Origin of the sequence: Pontibacter mangrovi, assembly GCF_006385705.1 — a bacterium.
GTDB lineage: Bacteria > Bacteroidota > Bacteroidia > Cytophagales > Hymenobacteraceae > Pontibacter > Pontibacter mangrovi.
Window position 1 is genome coordinate 326,872 of record NZ_VFRQ01000001.1, and the last position, 21,996, is coordinate 348,867.

Genomic DNA, 21,996 nt, shown 5'->3' on the forward strand with positions numbered 1-21,996 from the left:
TTCTGATTTTTATCTTATCCGTAAAGATTTTCCTACGCGCAACGTGGTCCGGGTGCTTATTCCGTTCAGTCGGGTTAGCTGGCTAACAGACACGCCGTAGCGCTTCGCGATGCCGGAAAGGGTGTCTCCGCTTCTTATCTTATGATAAGCGGTTCTGCGCCCTCCGCTGCTGCTGCCCCCAGATCTGTTTGCGTAGTTAAATACGGCTGCCGTAATCTGATAACTGTCACCTTTTAGGAGATAGTCCGGAAAGTCGTACAGGTTCTCAGGGTCCATGGGATTGCCCTGGTAACGAACTTCATAGTGCAGGTGCGAGCCGGAACTTCTTCCGGTGTTGCCCCCTATGCCGATCACCTCGCCCGCCTTCACGTAATCACCAGGCTTTGAAATGGCTTTGCTCATGTGGCCGTAGAGCGTTTCTAACCCATTGTAGTGGCGTACCACGATGTAGTTTCCGTAGCCACCGCCGTCCCATTTATTTATACGCACTACCCCATCAAACGCCGCATAAACTGAATCCCCGGTTACCAGGTCAATGTCAGTGCCATAGTGCCAACGCCCGCCACGCGCCCCGAAATGGCTCGTTATTGGCGTTTTCTCCAGAGGCATTTTATACTCGCGGTTATTGGCCGGGTCATACAGTTTGATATCAACAGTGTCTTTCAACTGTCGGGAGTCCATCCGGTAAGGGTTGATGTTACGCGTATCCCAGATGGCATAGTATCCGGCTATTTTTATCCAGGTAGAGTCTATTAATACTTCCTCGGACATCTCTACTATGTGCTGCTCTCCCAGGTCCAGCTCAGAGGTGTCCTCACTCACGATCGACAGCTCCTTTTTGGGGTTAAAGTAAATGGACTGCTCAGCCTCAGAGTCTTCATCCGGAAAGTCCTCATACTTGATGAGGATAGTTGTATCTGGACGCACATAGTCGATCTTTGGCGTCTTTACCTTAAAAAAGTCCTTTACTTTACCTTGAGCAAAGGCTGTATCTGTGCCCCACAGCAGACAAAGAGCTGTCAGAACAAAGTATACAGAAGATTTTAAATTAGGCATTTGCATCGTGAAGTAGGCTGACTGCTATGCAATAACTGGTTTTCGCTAAAATAAACTGCAGCTTGGCCATTTTATTGTAGGGCAACCGCAGGCTCTTTTTAACTAGAATTTTCTGCGGCAACCCTGCGTAATGTATAAATTAGTGCAAACCCTTGGCAGCCAGGTACCGCTCTGCGTCTAGTGCCGCCATACATCCAGTGCCTGCTGCCGTCACAGCCTGGCGATAGGTAAAGTCCTGCACATCACCACATGCAAAAACACCGTCGATGTTCGTTTTAGATGTGCCTGGTATGGTGCGGATATAGCCGTTCTCATCCAGGTTGAGGTAATCCTTGAAAATCTCAGAGTTTGGCTGGTGTCCGATGGCCACAAAGAAGCCTTTCACCGGAATCTCGCGCAGTTCACCTGTCACAGCGTTTTTCACTCTTACTGCTTCTACTGTATCTTTTCCCAGGATTTCATCGGTCACGGTATTCCAGAGCACTTCAATGTTTTTAGTGTTCTTTACCCGCTCCTGCATAATCGTAGACGCGCGCATTTCATCACGGCGCACAAGCATGTATACTTTGCTGCACAGGTTAGCCAGATAAGTGGCCTCTTCTGCTGCGGTATCACCTGCTCCCACAATGGCTACATCCTGTCCACGGTAAAAGAAGCCATCGCACACTGCGCATGCCGAAACGCCGTTGCCGTTCAAGCGGGACTCGGATTCCATACCGAGCCATTTGGCAGAGGCTCCAGTGGAGATAATTACAGAATCCGCTTCGATTGTTTTCTGATCGTCGATAACTACTTTGTGCGGCTGCGAAGAAAAGTCAACGGCCGTAGCGATTCCGTAGCGCACGTCGGTGCCAAATCGCTCTGCCTGCTTTTTAAAGTCTTCCATCATCTCGGGGCCCATAACTCCCTGTGGGTAACCCGGGTAGTTCTCTACGTCATTGGTGATGGTAAGCTGCCCACCTGGTTGTAAGCCTTGATAAAGTACAGGATTAAGCCCGGCCCTTGAGGCATAGATTGCAGCAGTATATCCTGCAGGTCCCGAACCGATAATCAAACATTTTACTTTTTCTATTTCCATTGCTGTGTTTGGTCTAAAAGAAATTGGTGCAAGTATACAAAATTATTGGCGGATGCCTTCATTTGAGCTGTAAAAACCCACCTGCCTATAAAGCAAAAGCCCTGGCTTTAGGGCCAGGGCTTTTGCTTTATAGGCAGGTATTATCCTAAATACGGTTTTAGCGCTTTGCTTCTGGAAGTGTGTCGCAGCCTGCGGATGGCTTTCTCTTTGATCTGGCGCACACGCTCACGGGTCAGATTAAATTTCTCCCCTATTTCCTCAAGTGTTAAGGAGTGCTCGCCGTTCAAGCCAAAGTATAACGTAATCACGTCGGCTTCCCGCTTGGTAAGTGTAGAGAGCGCACGCTGTACTTCTTTGCGGAGTGAATCGTTCATCAGCCCCATATCCGGCGACTCTTCGTCTTCATTCTCCAGCACATCCAGCAATCGGTTTTCCTCCCCCTGTACAAAAGGTGCATCCACAGATACGTGGCGTCCGGAAATCTTCAGGGTATCTACTACTTCGGCTGTTGTCAGTTCCAGCACTTCGGCGATTTCTTCCGGAGATGGCTCACGCTCGAACTTCTGCTCAAGCTCAGAGAATGACTTAGAGATTTTATTGAGAGAGCCAACGCGGTTCAGCGGCAGGCGCACAATGCGCGACTGCTCTGCCAGCGCTTGAAGGATAGACTGACGAATCCACCATACAGCGTAAGAGATGAACTTAAAGCCTCTTGTTTCGTCAAATCGCTTGGCAGCTTTGATCAGGCCGAGGTTGCCCTCGTTTATCAGGTCTCCTAAAGATAGGCCCTGGTTCTGATACTGCTTGGCCACCGATACCACAAATCGAAGGTTAGCTTTTGTTAATTTCTCAAGCGCAAACTGATCTCCCTCTTTAATCCTCTGAGCCAACGATACCTCCTCATCGGGGGTAAGCAAGTCAACTTTACCAATCTCTTGCAGGTATTTATCAAGCGACTGGCTCTCGCGGTTCGTAATCTGTTTGCTTATCTTGAGTTGTCTCATCAGAGTATATGTTATTCGAAAAAATTGTGAAAACTAAGGTTTGGGCTCGGTGACTTAACATCAGAAAATCGTGCAAAGTTCTGACATCTTCAGAATAAAATCAAGCCACCACCCTGCAGCAAGAAAAATATAACTCCTGGCACTGCGACTGTTCAGCCAACAGGCACCAGGAGTTATACTGTATCAGGTATTAATTGTTATTCTCTGCGCCGGGCTTTGGCAATATAGCCTTGCGCGACAGCTTAAACTTACCTGTTTTCTTGTCGACATCAATCAGCTTCACTTTCACCTCTTCACCGATCTCCAGCACACCTTCCATGTTCTCCAGGCGTTCGTGCTTGATCTCAGAAATGTGCAGCAAACCGTCTTTACCTGGCATAAACTCTACAAAGGCTCCGTAAGGTTGGATAGACTTCACTTTACCGATGTATTCTTCGCCAATTTCCGGCTGGGCTGCAATGGCACGAATCTTCGCAATAGCAGAATTCATAGCATCCTGATTGCTGGCGAAGATATTTACATGCCCTTTTTCATTTTTCTCCTCAATGATGATAGTTGCGCCAGTGTCTTTCTGGATCTGCTGGATTACCTTACCACCTGGTCCGATCACGGCACCGATAAATTCTTTATCGATCACCATGTTGAATGAACGCGGCGTGTGCGGCTTATAATCTGGGTTAGGGGCAGAAAGCGTCTTAGACATTTCGTTCAGGATGTGCAGACGTCCGGCGTTAGCCTGCTGCAGCGCCTGTGTCATCACCTCGTGAGACAAGCCCTGGATCTTAATGTCCATCTGGCAGGCCGTGATACCGTTTTTCGTACCGGCCACTTTAAAGTCCATGTCACCCAGGTGGTCTTCATCACCCAGGATGTCAGACAGCACGGCGAACTTACCGGTTTCCTTGTCTGTGATCAGACCCATCGCGATACCGGAAACGCCTCCTTTTACAGGCACACCGGCATCCATTAAGGCCAGGCTACCGGCACAAACCGTTGCCATGGACGAAGAACCGTTAGACTCCAGGATATCGGAAACGATACGGATGGTATATGGGTTCTCAGCTTCTGCCGGAAGCACCTTCTTCAGGGCACGCAGGGCCAGGTTACCATGACCGATCTCACGACGGCCAGGACCTCTGTTTGGTCGTACCTCACCGGTAGAGAAAGCCGGGAAGTTGTAGTGGAGCAGGAATTTATTTGTTCCCGACACCATGGCGCTGTCGATCATCTGCTCGTCCAGTTTGGTACCAAGTGTTACAGTGGTAAGAGACTGGGTCTCGCCGCGGGTAAAGATCGCCGAACCGTGCGTAGCCGGCAGATAGTTCACTTCTGACCAGATCGGGCGGATCTCATCCAGCTGACGTCCGTCCAGGCGCACGCGCTCATCCAGAATCATGTTGCGAACCGCCTCTTTCTCTACGTCGTGGTAGTATACTTTGATCAGGTTCTCATCGTATCCGTGCTCCTCGCCAAGAGAGGCGATAAACTCATCACGAACAGCCTTGAAGCCTTCGGAACGCTCCTGCTTGTTGGCGCTGCCGCGCTTGGCAACCGCATAAGCTTTCTCATAAGTGGCATCCCATACTTTCTTGCGAAGGTCCTCGTCGTGCGTTTCGTGCACGTACTCGCGCTTCATCGTTTTGCCTACCATTTCGGCAAGTTCTATCTGTGCCTGGCAGTGCGTCTTGATAGCGTCATGGGCAAATTGAATGGCCTCCAGCATCTCTGCCTCAGAAACCTCATTCATCTCACCTTCCACCATCACTACGCTGTCGATAGAAGCACCTACCATCAGGTCGATGTCAGCGCGTGTCAGGTCGCTTACGCTTGGGTTAATTACTAGCTGACCGTCAATGCGGGCTACGCGCACCTCAGAGATAGGGCCGTTGAAAGGAATATCAGACACAGCCAGGGCAGCGGAGGCAGCCAGGGCGGCCAGGGCATCCGGCATGATCTCCGTGTCGGCAGAGATCAGGTGTATAGTCATTTGTGTTTCGGCGTGGTAATCACCAGGAAACAGCGGACGCAGCACGCGGTCAACCAGGCGCGAAACCAATACTTCATAGTCAGAAAGTCTGGCTTCTCTTCTCAGGAAGCCTCCAGGTATCTTGCCAGAAGAGGCAAATTTCTCCTGGTAGTCCACAGAGAGTGGCAGGAAGTCAACCCCTTCACGGGCTTCTTTGTTTGAAACAACGGCTGCCAGCAACATGGTGTTACCCATTTTCACTACCACAGAGCCATCAGCCTGCTTGGCCAGCTTACCAGTTTCAATTGTTATCTCCCGGCCATCCGGAAGAAGAATAGTTTTACTAATCGCGTTGTAGGACATCTTCAATTATCGTTATCATCAAAAAAGACAGCGCCACCCTTTGCGACACTGTCGGTACTGGCAATTCAGAGGAAGGAAGGGGGATTGCTTATAAAAAGTTTAGGGAATCCTTGTATGAATTCCCTAACACAATAAGCTTATTTACGGATACCCAGCTCGCTAATAATAGCTCTGTATCTTTCAATATCATTCTTCTGCAGGTAGTTCAGAAGTCTTCTTCTTTTACCTACTAGTTTCAAAAGACCCAGGCGAGTGCTAAAGTCCTTCTTGTGGGTTTTCAGGTGCTCGGTCAGGTCCGCGATACGTGTCGTGAACAGCGCTATCTGAGCCTCAGGAGAACCTGTATCAGATTTTGACTTGTTGAAACCGTGCTTTTCGAAAATCTCTTGTTTCGCTTCAGTGGTTAATCTCATCGTAAAATATCAATCTGTTTTTATCGTGCAAAGCTTGCTATACAAGCCACAAAGGTATAGAATTTACTTTTACAAAAAAAACTTTTACCGAATCTTTATATAGTGTTTTTAAAGTTTATTGCGCCGCAGGCGGGCCATCAGCTTACGCCAGAAGTCCAGCTCCAGCAGGCTTGAGTCGCTTCGGGCCTGATACAGAAAGAAAAGCCCCACAGGAAGCAGGATGAAATTAGCGGCCCACATACCCGTTCCTACCGGCACAAGCCCCTCTCTCCCCCACTTCTCACCAAGTATGGTCATCACATACATAATGATAAAGAAGACGATAGAGATAACCACCGGCACACCCAAGCCACCTTTTTTGATGATAGCACCGAGCGGGGCCCCGATCAGGAACATGATAATGATGGAGGCCGACTGCGTATACTTACGCCAGATCTCCACCTCGTAATTATTGGCCTCCCGCAGCGTTGTGCGCACCCGCTCTTCGTAACTATCCGTAAAGCTCTTGATATTGCGGGCCTTGTTGGTGGCCAGCACCAGCACATCCGCACTAGGCTCCGGCAGCTCGCGCTCCAGTTTCTTGCCAACCAGCTTTATGCCGCTCTTCACCTTAGCCGTGTCGGCTTTAAAGTAATTGTAAAACGGATCGACGTTAGGAGCATACAAAACCTTTTCCCGATCGCTATGGCGGCGCAGTGAGTCTGTCACCACATTCAGCTCCTGGATGTTTTTCATCATCTTGTTATCAGAGAAATACTCTTCCTTGGTCCTGTCGAAGTTGAAGGAGGCCATGCTTAGCATGAGTTTACTCTTGTCGAACTGCTGCCGGACAAACTGCTCGTTGGAGTTGCGGAAGGAAGGGTTGCTCTGGTCTACATAGGTGTTCCCCCTGAAAAGCTCCAGCACCAGGTACGCATCGTCGTAGTCCATGTACATCTCACCTGAATCGGCAAGTATAACCGTAGTGTTCGTGCCGCCCTTGGTGTGGTCGTAGATCATCACATCGCGCAGCGTTTTGCCGTCGTTCAGCTTCTCGTTTACCTTGATGCTGTACCCGGGGATGCCGTTGTAAAAGGCCCCTTCCTTAAAGTTCATGGCCGGCTTTTTCTGGCGGATGTCCCACAGCAGGCTATAGGCTTTGAGGTTTGCCTTCGGAACGATGTTGTTGTTAAAGAAAAAGGCGCCCACGGTGATCAAGCCCACCACGATCAGAACCGGCCGCAGAATGCGCGTGAGAGCAATGCCGGACGTTTTAATGGCCGTCAGCTCATGATGCTCCCCCAGCGAGCCAAATGTCATGAGGGAGGACAGCAGCACGGCCAACGGCAGGGCCACCGGCGCCATGTTAACGCTAAAGTAAAAGAGCAGCTCCCCGAAAACACTGGCACCAAGGTCCTTGCCTACCAGCTCATCCAGGTACTTTAGCATATACTGCGTGAGGAGTATAAACTCTACCACAGCAAAGGTCAACAGAAAAGGGCCGAAAAAAGCCCGGAGTATAAGCTTATCAAGTTTCTTCATGCGCAAAAACAATGGTTGCGAAGCGGGCTGCGCTAACGCTATTTACCGGCAACAACCAGCAATTACCATGCAAAGATAAGCTTTACTCGTGCAAACCTGCTACCCTCCTACTATTTCGCGCAGATTTTGCAGCAAATTATCCCACAGCTCCTCCAACTCCTCCTCGTCCTCCTCGCCGGAGTAGTCTACCACCTTCAGGAACTGCTCCTGGGTCAGTTCGCTGCTCTCGATCAGGAAATCAATATAGGGCGCATCCGCCCGGTGCTTTTTCGTCTCGCTGAGGAACAGGAACCGCACAGACCGGTTGGTGCGGTGGCTGGTCATCTCGGCATAGTGGTTGCGCCCGTCCCATATAAAGTTAAAAATGTTATCCTCATCCACCCTGGCGTCATCGCAAAACCATTGAGACAAGCCACTGGGAGTGCTCAAGTATGGGTATAGCAGCTTTGCGGAGGCATTGATCGGGTACTCGCGTACAAACTTCAGCTTCGTCTCTTTCGTCATAAGGGTAATGTAAGTGTCTGAGTAAGTATAGTATTAATTCTTCAAAGATGTATATCTTAAAAACAAAATATTTTTTTTCAGGAAAGATGCTTGCTTATTAAAGATTCAATCCGCTATATTTGCAGCACAATTCGGCGGGGTAGCTCAGATGGTTAGAGCGCAGGATTCATAACCCTGAGGTCGGCAGTTCGATTCTGCTCCCCGCTACTTCTCGAAACGGGCTGTTGGTTTATACCTTCAGCCCGTTCCTTTTTATACTTGCCTTTCTCCCCTATACTATCATACGCGCCAATGCCAGCGCTAACCATAAAAAAAATAGCCACACCCAAAGGCATGGCTAAAAGCGTTAGAACCTGTCGCAACTCCACCGGCTTAACTTAGCGGCGCGTGTTGTCCTTTAAGAACGTTTGCTTGTGCAACGGTTTCTCATTTCTGCTAGCATAAGCAGGGCATGAAGTCTGGCGCTGGCAAGAGGCAAAGACAGCGAGGACAAATACAAAAAGGAGCAGCTTTGGTAAAAGTGTTTTCATGCGGTTGTTTATTTGTGTGTTTAATAAGCTATAAGCGCTGTAAGTAAAATTTTTACAGGTGCAAAATTGATTCCTGCGTGGCATATATCGTACAAATATAGATAAATAACATTATATTAAAATATATAAATGCTAATTTTGAATCAATATAATCCAAAGTGCAAAATGTCTCTGAAATGCAGCTAATAAGTGCTTAATCAGCTTATTTTTGTACTATAAAAATTTTATACATAAAAGATTCAAATAAAAACCTAAACCTCACCCGATAGTATTCAAAATGCTTCAAGCTGTTCCAACTGCGGGTCAGGAGATGCAACATTTTCTACGCTGACCCATATCCTAGTGCCGAAGGCTTTAGCATATTCCTCTTTAGCATATCCCTAATTCGCTAGCATCGTAGACTTGTAGAAAATCTCAGGAACAGTACTATGAAGGAAGGACAAGAAGCATTATGGTGGCAGTCAGGCGTCATTTATCAAGTATACCCCCGCTCTTTTCAGGACTCTGATGGTGACGGTGTGGGAGATCTGCGCGGCATCATCAGCAGGCTGGATTACCTGAAATGGCTAGGGATAGCCGCCGTATGGGTCTCCCCGATCTATCCCTCTCCTATGGCTGATTTCGGGTACGATATCTCCGACTACTGCGGCATTCACCCGCTCTTCGGCACCATGGACGATTTTGACCAACTGCTGCAGGAGGTGCACAGACGCGACATGAAGCTGATCCTGGATCTTGTGCCCAACCATACTTCCAACGAGCACCCCTGGTTTCTGGAGTCCCGGTCCTCCCGCGACAATCCAAAACGCGACTGGTACATTTGGGAAGACCCGGCGGAGGGCGGCGGCCCCCCGAATAACTGGCTCAGCGTATTCGGCGGCAGTGGCTGGGAATGGGACGAAAAATCGCAGCAGTACTACTACCACGCCTTCCTCAAAGAGCAGCCCGACCTGAACTGGCGCAACCCCGAGGTGCAGCAGGCGATGCTTGACGTCATGCGCTTCTGGCTGAATAAGGGCGTGGACGGCTTTAGGGTGGATGTAATGTGGCACATGATCAAAGACAAGCAGCTGCGCGACAACCCGCCCAACCCGGATTACCAGCAGCACGAGTCAACCTATAACCAGCTTATCCCTGCCTATTCCACTGACCAGCCAGAGGTGCACGACATTGTGCGGATGATGCGAGAGTTAACAGATAAGTATGAAAACCGCGTGCTGATCGGTGAAATCTACCTGCCTGTGCATCGCCTTGTCACCTACTATGGCCCTGACAACAACGGCGCCCACCTGCCTTTTAATTTCCAGCTCATCACCCTGCCTTGGGAAGCGCGCATCATCAGCTCCCATATCAGTGAGTACGAAGGAGCTTTGCCGGAAGGAGGATGGCCAAACTGGGTAATCGGCAACCATGATCAGCCCCGCATCACGAGCAGGGTGGGCAAATCGCAGGCGCGGGTGGCGGCCATGCTCCTGCTTACCCTACGCGGCACTCCCACCCTCTATTATGGCGACGAGCTGGGCATGCGCGATGTACCCATTCCCCCAGAGCAGATCAAAGACCCTCAGGGGCTGAACATGCCAGACAAAGACCTAAGCCGCGACCCGGCCCGCACGCCTATGCAGTGGAACGCCAGTAAGAATGCTGGTTTTACAAAAGGCACTCCCTGGCTACCGATAGCCGAGGACTACAAGCGCTTAAACACAGAGGCTCAGGAGAAAGACAACCGCTCCATGTTGTCGCTTTACAAACAACTTTTAGAAATACGAAAGCTGGAGGACGCCCTAAACGTGGGAGACTACGTTCCTGTGCTAGCCCAAGGCCCCATACTGGCTTATATCAGAGAAGGGAAAAGCAAGCGCTTTTTGATTGTGCTGAACCTGAGCCACAAGCCCTGTATCTTTAAACCGGAACAAAGTATGAAAGGCACAATTGTACTGGCCACGACGCCGGAGCTGGAAGGCACGGAAGTACAGGGGAACATACGTATGTATGGCGATGAGGGCATTCTGGTTCAGCTAGAATAACTGTCCATACTTGCAGTTAATGCTTAACAGTATAGTACAAGTGGCGCCTGCTTTGGCAGAAAGCTGATAACGTATAAATGCACCGGTAACTCATGCTGCCGGTGCATTTACATTTAATTTCTGAGAAGCGGAAGAAGCAAAATTAAATACCTTATATTAATGGTTCCTGTAGGTAATTAAAAATGTGGGCGAAGCTAGCCCCTCCACTGCCGCACAACTTTTAAGTAGGAAGAACCTCCTGTTCCTGCACCGGCTTCTCCACTACCGATGTTAAAGCGAAGTGAAGAAAGCTCCTGTTCCAGATAGATATAAAGTGCCGTAATAAAGATCATAATGCCCGTTATTTCAAGGGTTTCCTCAATGGTTGTGATGAAGGCATAGGTAAAATTATCCAACCCATAAGTATCTGCATAATAACCGCCTAACAGCTCCACACCTAAAGCGCCACTTACATATACAACGCCTGCTAACATCAATTTAAGCCTTAACTTCGGCGCCAGCGAAAATAAGAAGCGCAGGTAGTATAACCCTAGCCCCAAGACCAGCATGCCCCCCACTATCACCCACGAGAAGTACAGCACGCCGCCTAGGGCAAAGGTGTCCCGGAGCGGGTAAATGAACATCTCATGCACACCCGCTGATTCATCCACAGACATGTATAAAAATATGAAGGCGAGCAAACGCCAGTGCCAGGTATACTTGCCTTGGCGCCTCTTTTTAAGCACTGATACGATAAAAAGCAAAAGGGAGGAGAGCAGTAAAATAAAGGATGAAAAGTAGGTGGGGATGTTCCTTTCCCGGTCAAGCTCGAACTGCGGGATTAAACCCCACGCGTTGGGATGACTGGTAAAGTGCTTGCTTACGATGGCTACGATATTTAAAAGCACCAGCAGCGCAGCTGCCCTATAAAGCCAGGAGAGGTATTTTTTGCCGTTAAATTTTAGATGCAGAACCCCTGTTTTATTTTTGAAGAGAAAGTCGCCTTTTAGAACAGGTGTAGTGGGTAAAGTTTCTTTCATATAATCCTTGGTTAAACACATACTAGTATGCTTATATAAGGATTAAACATAAAGGTTGCAATTGCACCAAAAAATGTTACAATTTTAGCAACGAAAAACAATGGCTCCAGAGAGAATACCCCCTGAAGCCATGTCAGCCATTAATTTGTAAGTAAGGTTAATCTGCAATCTTCGATTCCAACTCCTCCGCTTCCAGCATTAGCTTCTCCCACTCCTCCTGCTTTTTATCCAGCTTGGCTTTGAGAGACTCAAAGTCCAGCGTGGCTTTTTGTAGCTTTTCTACATCCCCGTATACCTGTGGGTCAGCCAGGTGTTTTTCCTGTGCCGAAAGCTTCTGCTCCAGCTGATGCACTTCCTTCTCCACCTCGCTCACCTGCTTGTTCACCTGCTTGAGTTGGTTTGTCAGCTGCGAGAAATCGCTTTTCTCGCGTACAGGTTTTTCGGTTTTTGCCGGAGCTGCCGGTGCATTGGACGCAGCCTCTTTTTTGGCCTCCTTCTCCCGCTTCTCCTGCCAGGCCTCATACTCGTGGTAAGTGCCTGGGTACTCCTTCAGCTGATAGTCCTCAATGTACCAGATTTTAGTTGCCACGTTCTCTACAAAGTAACGGTCGTGCGAGATCACCACAAACGTACCCTCGTACTGCTCCAGCGCCTGGATCAGGATGTTCACCGACTGCATATCCAGGTGGTTCGTAGGCTCGTCGAGCATCAGGAAGTTAGCCTCCGAGATCAGCGTTTTAGCCAGCGCCACGCGGCTCTTCTCCCCTCCCGACAGTACTTTGATCTTCTTAAAAACCTCGTCGCCGGTGAACAGGAAAGACCCGAGCAGGGAGCGCAACTCTACTTCGGATTTACCCGAGCCGGCCTGCTGCAGCTCCGTCAGCATGTCGTTCTCCACGTGCAGCGACTCTAGCTGGTGCTGCGCGTAAAACGAAAGTATAACGTTGTGGCCCAGCTCCCGCTTACCATTGATAGGCTCTGTGCCGGCTATAATGCGCAGCAGCGTAGACTTACCCTTTCCGTTCGCACCGATCAGGGCAATTTTGTCGCCGCGCTCAATGTGCACGTTGGTGTCCCGGAAAATCACTTTATCGCCATAGGCCTTGCTCATGTGCTCCAGGCGCAGGATATGGCGGCCGGGCTGGGTATTAAACTTAAAGCTGAAGTTTACTTTGGCTGCCTCCGGTGCCACATCGTCAATGCGGTCCATGCGGTCCAGCATCTTTTGGCGGCTCTGTGCCTGCTTGGCCTTGGTGGCCTTGGCTTTAAAACGCTCAATGAACCTCTCCGCCTGCCGTATCTGTGCCTGCTGGTTCTCGTAGGCGCCTTTCTGTATCTCGTTGCGCAGCGCCTTCTCCTCAACATAAAAGCTGTAGTTGCCCGCATACACATTCAGCTTTCCGCCTGATACCTCCACCGTGGTGTTGGTGGTGCGGTCCAGAAACTCGCGGTCGTGCGACACGATCACCACGGCTCCCTCGTAGCGCTCCAGGTAAGTCTCCAGCCACTTGATGGAAGGCAAGTCCAGGTGGTTGGTAGGCTCGTCGAGCAAGAGCAGCGACGGCTTCTGCAACAGGATCTTGGCCAGCATCACGCGCATGCGCCAGCCACCCGAAAATGAGGCCAGCGGCTGCTGCAACTCCTCGGTGGTAAAACCCAGGCCCTCCAGTATGGCCTCGGCCTCAGCCTGCATTGTATAGCCACCCAGCGCCTCGAATCGCTCCTGCAGCGTCGCCAGTTTGTCTACCAGGTCATCATGGAAGTTGTTCTCAAACTCCACCAGCACCTTATCGATCTCCGCCTGCAGGTGCAGCGCCTCGCCAAACGCCTGCATCGCCACCGAAAGTATACTTTCATGCGTCTCGTAGCTCAGCAAATCCTGGTTCAGGAAACCGATAGTGGTGTCCTTGCTCATCTGGATGGTGCCGCTGTCCGGGGTGTACTCGCCCACAATCAGGCGCAGCAACGTAGATTTACCCGTGCCGTTGAGACCGATCAGGCCGATCTTGTCTTTTGGTTTTATGTGCAGGCTGGCGTCCTCATACATGATGCGGCTGCCAAAGTGAAAGTTCAGGTTGTTAATGGAAATCATGCGATCCGGGATTCTTTAAAAGGCAAAGGTACTCAATTTTATATGTGAGATGAAAACATTGCCAAAGCACAAATAGTGCGTACAAGCTGATTTAGCTCCAATATGCCTAAATCGTAACTGGCGGGCAAAAAAACAGGGGCTGGCAATTGAAAACTAACATAACATCCCCTACATTTGCTTATTACGGCACAGCATTGCGGGTTTTCCCGGGCGAGGCGTGGAATTCGGCCAAAGACAAACATTAATACCCGAGCCTCGTTTAGATAATTTACGCGCATGCTGGGCCTCAGTAGCCACGGCAATTACAGGTACTGAAAGCTTAACTATATGATTGCGATTGCTTCGCTTTTAGATAAGAAAACATCTGAGCGTGTGTCAGAACTGACGCATCGCCTGGAAACAAAATTCGGCTTGAGTGGCGTTAAAATCACGCCTTACCCGCATCTTACGCTCCTCACTGCAGAAATCCCGGATATGGAGGAGATGAAGCAGTACCTGGAGCAGACGTGCATGGAGGCGCAGCAGTTTACCATTCGCACCACCGGCCTCGGTGTTTTTCCAGGTGAAAACCCCGTTATATACATCCCTGTGCTCCGGACCCCGGCTTTAAACCAGTTCCAGGGCCGCCTGCACCGCGATGTTTCGGAGATGAGCACGGAGATGGGCGTATATTACAGTTCTAACCTGTGGCTGCCGCACATCACGCTGGCCCACGGCGACACAACCCCACAAATGCTGGGCCCGGTGCTTTCGTTCCTGTGCCAGTACAACTTTAACTGGGAGATCACGCTGGACAACCTCACCATCCTGCAAAAGTGCGGCGATTACTTTTTAAAAGAAGAAGAGTTTCGGTTTGGGAGGCGGGAGCTGATCTATTAGAACTGCGGCTTTGCCTACGAAATCATCTACTAAAGAGTATAAAAAAAGCGGGTGAAGCATTCCTTCACCCGCTTTTTTTATACTTGTCAATTTAATTCTTACATATCCAGCACCATCGCGAAGATCAGTGGCGCCACAATGGTGGCATCCGACTCGATCACGAACTTAGGCGTGTTTTTACCCAGTTTGCCCCAGGTGATTTTCTCGTTTGGCACAGCTCCCGAGTATGAGCCGTAGCTGGTAGTAGAGTCTGAGATCTGAGCGAAATAGCCCCAAAGCGGAACACCGTCGCGCTGCAGGTCCTGGTGCAGCATCGGCACCACGCAGATCGGGAAGTCGCCGGCAATGCCCCCGCCAATTTGGAAGAAGCCGATCGTAGACTCCTCTTTGGCCGTTTGCGTGTACCACTCCGCCAGCTCAATCATGTACTGAATACCGGTTTTCATGGTATGCACGTTCTGAATGTCGCCGCTGATAACGTGGCCCGCATAGATATTACCCAGCGTGGAGTCTTCCCAGCCCGGGCAGATGATGGGCAGGTTCTTTTTAGCGGCCTCCAGCATCCAGCTGTTTTTCGGGTCGATCTGGTAGTACTGCTCCAACTCCCCGCTTAGCAGGATCTGGTAGAAAAACTCATGCGGAAAGTATGCCTCACCCGCTTTGTCGGCCTTCTCCCAGTATTTCAGCACCACATGCTCCAGGCGGCGCATCGCCTCCTCCTCCGGAATACACGTATCGGTTACGCGGTTCAGGTGGCGGCTCAGCAGGGCCTCCTCGTCGGCGGCAGAAAGCTCGCGGTAGTGCGGCACGCGCTCGTAAAAGTCGTGGGCCACCAGGTTAAAGATGTCCTCCTCCAGGTTTGCGCCGGTGCAGGAAATGGCGTGCACCTTATCCTGGCGGATCATCTCGGCCAGGATAATACCCATTTCGGCGGTAGACATGGCTCCAGCCAGGGTGATCAGCATTTTACCTCCGTTATCGAGGTGCGCCTTGTAAGCTTCGGCAGCGTCTATCACAGAGGCCGCGTTAAAGTGTTTGTAGTGTTTCTTTAGAAATTCAGATACGTTCATAGTTTGTCTTGTAAGGCCAGGCAAACCCAGGGCTGCCAAGCGGTGGCAAGTTAAGATAAATTCGTTATTTGTTTATCGTTATTCGTTTTTAGCAACTGTAAGGTTAAGTATGCGCCTGAAAGCAAGCACTGTTGCCTTTATCCTGACTTATTACCGCTAACGAGCAACGTTTAACGCATACCCTTTACTTGGCAGGCTTCTCAATGATAATATTGTGGTTGGTGTAGATGCAGATATCGGCGGCGATGTTTAATGCCTCGCGCACCATCTCCTCTGCCGAAAGGTGCGGTGCGTGCTTTTTAAGTGCCAAAGCGGCAGCATGCGCATACATACTTCCCGAGCCGATGGCAGCGATCTGGTTGTCCGGCTCCAGCACATCGCCGGTGCCGGAAATAATCAGCAGCTCGTCTTTATTGGCCACCACCATCATAGCCTCCAGCTTGCGTAGGTACTGATCTTTGCGCCAGTCTTTAGCTAGTTCAATGGCAGCGCGTTTCATGTTGTGCTGGTAGGCATTCAGCTTTTCCTCGAAGCGCTCTAGTAGTGTAAAGGCATCAGCGGTAGAACCGGCAAAGCCCGTTACGATCTTGCCATCCAGCAGTTTACGGATTTTCTTCACGTTGCTTTTGGCGATGTGCTTGTCCATCGTGGCCTGCCCGTCGGCTCCAAGCGCTACCTCGCCGTTATGATAGATGCCGCATACTGTGGTTGATCTTATTTTTGTCATCAGAAAAATTTATACGTTTATGGTTATGGAACATGGGCAGGCGTAAAGAGTTATACTTATACTTTATCTGCCGCTGTTTTCGCCACTGCAAGAGCAAACCAAAAGCCAAAGTATACTTTGTGCCAGAATGGCGGACTGTGCCAGATTAAAATTGCGAGGATGAAAACTCAGCAGCGCCTTTACACTTATAGCCTGCGTTTGTTCTCCTGCCCTTCCAGCATGTCATTTATGCTTAGGGCTGCGCTGATGAGGCCCAAATGCGTAAACGCCTGCGGGAAGTTGCCCAGGTGATCGCCCTTCAGGCCCAGCATTTCGGCATAAAGCCCCAGGTGGTTGGCATAGCCCAGCATTTTTTCGAAAAAGAGCCGTGCCTTGTCTACCTGCCCCGACCTTGCCAGGCACTCCACGTACCAGAACGTGCACATGGAGAATGTTCCCTCACCGCCTTCCAGTCCGTCAAAAGCCTCGTTGGAACGGTATCGAAACACCAGGGCATCCGATACCAGCCGCTTCTCGATGAGCTTCAGCGTAGAAAGCCAGCGCGGGTCTTTGGGGCTGATAAAGCGGATCAAAGGCATCAGCAAGGTAGCGGCGTCTACGGTTTCAGCGCCTTTATACTGCACGAAGCTCTGCAGCTCCTCATTCCAGAACTCGTTGTGGATGGAAAAGAAGATTTTGTCCCGCTCCTCCTGCCACCGGTGCGGCATGGGGTACGAGTGGTTCGTGGCTATCTTCATGGCGCGGTCAATCGCCACCCAGCACATCAACCGGGAGTATAAAAAATGCTTGCGTCCTCCGCGCACTTCCCATATCCCCTCGTCCTTGCGCTGCCAGTTATCGCACACCCACTCCACCTGCTGCCGCAGGTCGTTCCAAAACTCCCACGAGATCGGCGACACATACTTATCATATAGGTAAATGGAGTCTAGCAACTCGCCGTAGATATCGAGCTGCACTTGGTTGTAGGCGCCATTGCCGATGCGCACCGGCCGGGAGCCTTTGTAGCCCTGCAGGTGATCCAGGCTTACCTCCTCCAACTCCAGTTTTCCGCTTAGCGTGTACATCAGCCGCAGGTGGCCGGCGCTGGCCACGTCATCGCACTGGCGGTTTACCCACGAGACAAAATTGCGCGCCTCCTGCTTGTACCCCAGCCGCAGCAGGCCGTAGACGGTAAACGAGGCGTCCCGGATCCAGGTATAGCGGTAATCCCAGTTACGGACGCCGCCTATCTCCTCTGGCAGCCCAAAGGTAGGAGACGCTACCATCGAGCCATACTTATAAGAGGTCATCAGTTTTAGCACCAGGGCGGCGCGGTTCACCACTTCCAGCCAGCGGCCACGGTAACTGCACTTGGCAATCCAGTCCTTCCAGTAATTGATGGTGTCGTACAGGCTCCGCGTGATGTACTTCTCCATGTCCACCGCCTCCGGCGACTCGCAGGAGGCGTTCTCAAGTATAAAGTCCACCACCTCTCCTGTTCTGAGGCTAAACTTGGCTGTCGCGTCCTGCCCCGCTGCCTTCAGGGGCTGCGTACTTTTAAGGCGTAGCGTCAGCCCTCCTTTCTGCTCATCCGAAAACACGATCTCTTTCTCATGTGACTGTGCTACTGCATTGCCGTTAAGGGCATAGTTAAAGCGGGGGCTGCACCGCATCTCAAACTCCATGTCACCATGCACGCACGAAACCCGGCGAATCAGCATGCTGCCCTGGTTATGCTCCTCTACAGGCATAAAGTCTGTTACCTCGCCAATGCCTTTATCCGACAGAAACCTTGTTAGGAGCACATTGGTGTCGGGCAGGTAAAGCTGCCTGTGTTTAATGCCATTATGCGTGGGAGCTATGGTAAAGCACCCGCCTTTTTCCGCATCCAGCATGGACGCAAAAATGGTAGGAGAATCAAAGTTGGGGAAACACATAAAATCGATGGTGCCGTTAAGCCCCACCAGCGCCACCGTGTTCAGGTCTCCGATCACACCGTGGTCTTCAATAGGTAAATAGTTGCTTTGCCTTTCGCTCATTCTTTAGGCTTTGTTTGCTTGTGGTAGAAGGTACGGAGCCGCCACAGGCATAGTTCAAAAGCATGCGCTGCGCCCCGGATTTGCTATAATTCATACTTGAATATTAAGAAATATATCCCTATGGAGGCGCTATAACAATGCCGGAATTGTCAGGTTAATCAAATAAATCCAGTACCTTTGTAGCCCATAAAGTTTAACCTAACTTATGGCTACGAAATATATCTTCGTTACAGGTGGCGTAACGTCTTCTTTAGGAAAAGGAATCATCTCTGCTTCTCTTGCCAAACTGCTGCAGGCAAGGGGCTACTCTGTAACCATCCAGAAATTTGACCCTTACATCAACATCGATCCGGGCACGTTGAACCCGTACGAGCACGGTGAGTGCTATGTAACGGAAGACGGCGCCGAGACGGACCTGGACCTGGGACACTACGAGCGCTTCCTGAACGTACCTACTTCGCAGGCTAATAACGTAACCACCGGCCGCATTTACCACCACGTCATCACCCAAGAGCGCGAAGGCGCCTACCTGGGCAAAACCGTGCAGGTGGTACCTCACATCACCGACGAGATTAAGCGCCGCATGCTACTTCTGGGCCAGAGCGGAGAGTTTGATATTGTGATTACTGAAATCGGCGGCTGTGTGGGCGATATCGAGTCGCTGCCCTTTATTGAGGCGGTGCGCCAGCTGCGCTGGGACCTGGGCGTACACGAGACCTGCGTGATCCACCTGACACTGGTGCCATACCTTAAGGCGGCCGGTGAGCTGAAGACCAAACCAACACAACACTCCGTGCGCGACCTGTCGGAGGCCGGCGTGCAGCCAGACATACTTGTTTGCCGCTCCGAGTACCCTATCCCAACAGATGTGCGCAAGAAGATCGCACTTTTCTGTAACGTGAAGCAAAACTCCGTTATCGAGTCTATTGATGCGGAAACGATTTACGACGTGCCGCTGCTGATGCGCAAGGAGAAGCTGGACGAGCGCGTAATCGCCAAGCTGAAACTGGCCCACAAAGCAGAGCCCAACCTGGATACCTGGAAAGAATTCCTGGGAAGACTGAAGAACCCTACTTCTGAAGTGAACATAGCCCTGGTTGGCAAGTATGTGGAGCTTCCGGATGCCTATAAATCCATCATAGAGTCGTTTGTGCATGCCGGCTCTGCCAACGAGTGCAAGGTAAATATCAAGTGGTTCCAGTCTGAGAACGTGAACGACGAGAATGTGGCCGGGCTGCTTCAAAACATGGATGGCGTACTGGTGGCACCCGGCTTTGGGGAGCGCGGCTTTAAAGGAAAACTAGAGGCCATCCGGTTTGTGCGTGAGCACAACATCCCCTTTATGGGCATTTGCCTGGGCATGCAATGTGCCGCCGTGGAATTTGCCCGCAACGTGCTGGGCCTGGAAGGAGCTGCCTCTACGGAGATGGACCCGAACACTCCGCACCCGGTTATCGACATGATGGAAGACCAGAAGCAGATTAAGCAGATGGGCGGCACGATGCGCCTGGGAGCCTATACTTGTGAACTAAAAAAAGGTTCTAAAGCTTATTCTATTTACGGGAAGTCCCGGATTTCTGAGCGCCACCGCCACCGCTACGAGTTCAATAACAAGTACTTGGAGGCATTTGAGGAGGCTGGTATGCACGCCACAGGCATCAACCCGGACACTGGGCTGGTGGAGGTGATCGAGCTGCAGAACCACCCTTGGTTTGTGGCCGCGCAGTACCACCCAGAACTGAAGAGCACCGTGCTGAACCCTCACCCGCTTTTTGTACGGTTTGTGAAGGCAGCCATCAACTATGCTAAATCTAAATAAGCGCAATACACACAATTTAAAACAAGTAAATGGATAGAAATCAAGCGATTGGCTTTGGACTGATAGCCGTGCTGCTTCTGGCATACTCGTTCTTTTTCTCGAGCCCAGAGCCGCAGCCCGAAGCGCAGAAAGCAGCCAAGGTAGAGCAGGCGCAACCCACTCCCGCTCCTGTGGCAGACGACTCGCTGGCACAGGTACGCCGCGCGACGGCACTGGGGGCCTTTGGCGCCGCCGCAACTGGTGAAGAAAGCACAACCATTCTCGAAAACGAGAACATCCGCGTTACCTTTAGCACCAAGGGCGGCCAGGTAGAGGAAGTACTGCTAAAGAACTATAAGACGTACCAGGGAGAGCCACTTACCCTGTTCGACAAAAAAAGCAGCAAAACCGATGTGTCCTTTGCCACAAACGACGGCAAAAAAGTACAGCTTTCCGATTTATACTTTACTGCCTCTGAGGCAAAAGAAGTGACGGCCGACGGCAAGAAGGGCAAATCTATTACGTTCCGTGCCGAACTTGGAAGCGGCCAGTTCATTGACCAGGTATACACGCTTTACGAGGACAACTTCCTGCTGGGCTACAAACTCGATTTTGAAGGCTTGGACAAGATGGTATCAGGCAACAACCTGACCTTTAGCTGGAATGACAAACTGAAGCAGCTGGAGCGCGACCTGAAGCAGAACCGCGCCAAGTCCACTATCAACTACGCCACCGTAGAGGATGGCTTCGACAACCTTTCCATCTCAGACAAGCAGGAGACGGTAACGGTGGAGGAGCCGCTGAAATGGGTAGCCAACAAGCAGAATTTCTTTACGGCAGGTATTATTGCCGGCAACCAATTTGCAGGTGCCAAAATGGAAACCTCGGTAGACCCAGCCGACTCATCGGTGGTGAAAACCATGGCTTCCCAGATCCTTATCCCGGCGCAGGAAGTGGTGTCCGGCAAAGGCGGAGAGTTTATATTCTACTTCGGTCCGAACGACTACAAGGTGCTGAAGAACATCGGTAATGAGTTCGACCATAACTTATACTTGGGCTGGGGTATCTTCTCGTATGTAAACAAGTGGATCATTATCCCGGCTTTCGATTTCCTGGAGAACTTCATCGGCAGCTATGGCATCATCATTATCCTGCTGGTGCTTTACATCAAGACCATCCTCTTCCCGCTGACTTACAAGTCATACTTGTCGATGGCGAAGATGAAGGTGCTGAAGCCAGAGATTGACGCTATTAAGGAGCGCAACGACGGCGACATGCAGAAGACGCAGATGGAAACCATGAAGCTGTACCAGGAAATGGGCGTAAACCCGCTGAGTGGCTGTATTCCGATGCTGCTGCAGATGCCGATCCTGTTTGCGATGTTCAACTTCTTCCCGAACTCCATCGAGCTTCGTCAGGAGGCTTTCCTGTGGGCAACCGACCTTTCTACTTATGATGTGTTTGCAAAACTACCGTTCACGATTCCGTTTTATGGTGACCACGTTAGTATGTTCACGCTGTTGATGACGGCCTCCACTATACTTTATACTTGGTCTAACAACCAGATCAACTCCTCTATGCAAGGGCCTATGAAGTTCTACAGCTACCTGATGCCTATCATCTTTATGTTTGTACTGAACTCCTTCCCTGCCGGCCTGTCCTTCTACTATTTCGTGTCTAACCTGGTAACGTTTGGCCAGCAAACTGCCATCCGTTATTTTGTTGACGAGAAGAAGATCAGAACCAGACTGGAAGAGAATAAGCACAAGATTAAGGAGAAAAAGAAAAAAGGCGGCCCTTCGTTTACAGAGCGTATGCAGGAAGCCATGCGACAGGCGCAAGACCAGCAGAAACAGAATAAAGCAAAAAAATAATAGTTACTTAAGGCCTTTCCAGTTTTGGAAAGGCTTTTTTTATGGCTCCAATGCCCC

At 50.6% G+C, this 21,996-nt stretch carries 16 protein-coding genes and 1 tRNA gene; 5 read left to right on the forward strand and 12 right to left on the reverse strand.

Annotated features, from left to right (window positions below; all coding sequences use genetic code 11):
- Positions 1-9: 9 nt before the first annotated feature.
- The 7 genes from FJM65_RS01475 to FJM65_RS01505 form a co-directional block, all read right to left on the reverse strand.
- Entirely contained in the window at positions 10-1,056 is a 1,047-nt protein-coding gene (locus FJM65_RS01475; RefSeq protein WP_140618668.1) for a M23 family metallopeptidase, read from the reverse strand.
- A 139-nt stretch (positions 1,057-1,195) separates the two neighbouring features.
- Positions 1,196-2,134 carry a thioredoxin-disulfide reductase gene (trxB, locus tag FJM65_RS01480; RefSeq protein WP_140618670.1) on the reverse strand — a complete coding sequence of 313 codons (939 nt, stop codon included), beginning with the start codon at positions 2,132-2,134 and terminating at the stop codon, positions 1,196-1,198.
- 140 nt (positions 2,135-2,274) lie between these two features.
- Positions 2,275-3,138 carry a sigma-70 family RNA polymerase sigma factor gene (locus tag FJM65_RS01485; protein ID WP_025605096.1) on the reverse strand — a complete coding sequence of 288 codons (864 nt, stop codon included), beginning with the start codon at positions 3,136-3,138 and terminating at the stop codon, positions 2,275-2,277.
- A gap of 190 nt (positions 3,139-3,328) precedes the next feature.
- Positions 3,329-5,467 (reverse strand): polyribonucleotide nucleotidyltransferase, encoded by a 2,139-nt coding sequence (gene pnp, locus FJM65_RS01490; RefSeq protein WP_140618672.1) that lies wholly within the window; start codon positions 5,465-5,467, stop codon positions 3,329-3,331.
- A 137-nt stretch (positions 5,468-5,604) separates the two neighbouring features.
- Entirely contained in the window at positions 5,605-5,880 is a 276-nt protein-coding gene (rpsO, locus tag FJM65_RS01495; RefSeq protein ID WP_073851111.1) for a 30S ribosomal protein S15, read from the reverse strand.
- 108 nt (positions 5,881-5,988) lie between these two features.
- Entirely contained in the window at positions 5,989-7,401 is a 1,413-nt protein-coding gene (locus FJM65_RS01500; RefSeq protein WP_140618674.1) for an LptF/LptG family permease, read from the reverse strand.
- 99 nt (positions 7,402-7,500) lie between these two features.
- Positions 7,501-7,905 (reverse strand): START-like domain-containing protein, encoded by a 405-nt coding sequence (locus tag FJM65_RS01505; protein ID WP_140618676.1) that lies wholly within the window; start codon positions 7,903-7,905, stop codon positions 7,501-7,503.
- A gap of 133 nt (positions 7,906-8,038) precedes the next feature.
- On the opposite strand from FJM65_RS01505, the gene FJM65_RS01510 reads away from it, so the two are divergent.
- Positions 8,039-8,112: transfer RNA gene (locus tag FJM65_RS01510), tRNA-Met, on the forward strand.
- A 751-nt stretch (positions 8,113-8,863) separates the two neighbouring features.
- Positions 8,864-10,462 carry an alpha-amylase family glycosyl hydrolase gene (locus tag FJM65_RS01515; protein WP_140618678.1) on the forward strand — a complete coding sequence of 533 codons (1,599 nt, stop codon included), beginning with the start codon at positions 8,864-8,866 and terminating at the stop codon, positions 10,460-10,462.
- A 194-nt stretch (positions 10,463-10,656) separates the two neighbouring features.
- Here the strand turns inward: FJM65_RS01515 and FJM65_RS01520 are convergent, their stop codons facing one another.
- Positions 10,657-11,481, reverse strand: coding sequence for a hypothetical protein (locus tag FJM65_RS01520; protein WP_140618680.1), 825 nt, complete (start codon positions 11,479-11,481; stop codon positions 10,657-10,659).
- A 157-nt stretch (positions 11,482-11,638) separates the two neighbouring features.
- A complete protein-coding gene (locus FJM65_RS01525; protein WP_140618682.1) occupies positions 11,639-13,573 on the reverse strand; it encodes an ABC-F family ATP-binding cassette domain-containing protein in 1,935 nt (644 codons plus the stop codon).
- A 327-nt stretch (positions 13,574-13,900) separates the two neighbouring features.
- Here FJM65_RS01525 and FJM65_RS01530 point away from each other — a divergent pair, with 327 nt between their 5' ends.
- Positions 13,901-14,452: a 2'-5' RNA ligase family protein gene (locus FJM65_RS01530; protein ID WP_140618684.1), complete on the forward strand. Its 552-nt coding sequence runs from the start codon at positions 13,901-13,903 to the stop codon at positions 14,450-14,452.
- Positions 14,453-14,550: 98 nt separating this feature from the next.
- Here FJM65_RS01530 and FJM65_RS01535 read toward each other — a convergent pair whose 3' ends face one another.
- The 3 genes from FJM65_RS01535 to FJM65_RS01545 form a co-directional block, all read right to left on the reverse strand.
- Complete coding sequence (locus FJM65_RS01535) at positions 14,551-15,522, reverse strand: deoxyhypusine synthase family protein (RefSeq protein WP_140618686.1); 972 nt, start codon at positions 15,520-15,522, stop codon at positions 14,551-14,553.
- A 184-nt stretch (positions 15,523-15,706) separates the two neighbouring features.
- Positions 15,707-16,249, reverse strand: a complete 543-nt coding sequence (gene hslV / locus FJM65_RS01540) for an ATP-dependent protease subunit HslV (RefSeq protein ID WP_140618688.1) — start codon at positions 16,247-16,249, stop codon at positions 15,707-15,709.
- A 185-nt stretch (positions 16,250-16,434) separates the two neighbouring features.
- Positions 16,435-18,267, reverse strand: coding sequence for a glycoside hydrolase family 15 protein (locus tag FJM65_RS01545; RefSeq protein ID WP_140618690.1), 1,833 nt, complete (start codon positions 18,265-18,267; stop codon positions 16,435-16,437).
- Between the two features lie 205 nt (positions 18,268-18,472).
- Here FJM65_RS01545 and FJM65_RS01550 point away from each other — a divergent pair, with 205 nt between their 5' ends.
- Positions 18,473-20,086: a CTP synthase gene (locus tag FJM65_RS01550; RefSeq protein ID WP_140618692.1), complete on the forward strand. Its 1,614-nt coding sequence runs from the start codon at positions 18,473-18,475 to the stop codon at positions 20,084-20,086.
- Between the two features lie 29 nt (positions 20,087-20,115).
- The gene (gene yidC, locus FJM65_RS01555) at positions 20,116-21,939 is read left to right on the forward strand and encodes a membrane protein insertase YidC (RefSeq protein WP_140618694.1); all 1,824 of its coding nucleotides are present in this window, start codon (positions 20,116-20,118) and stop codon (positions 21,937-21,939) included.
- Positions 21,940-21,996 lie beyond the last annotated feature (57 nt).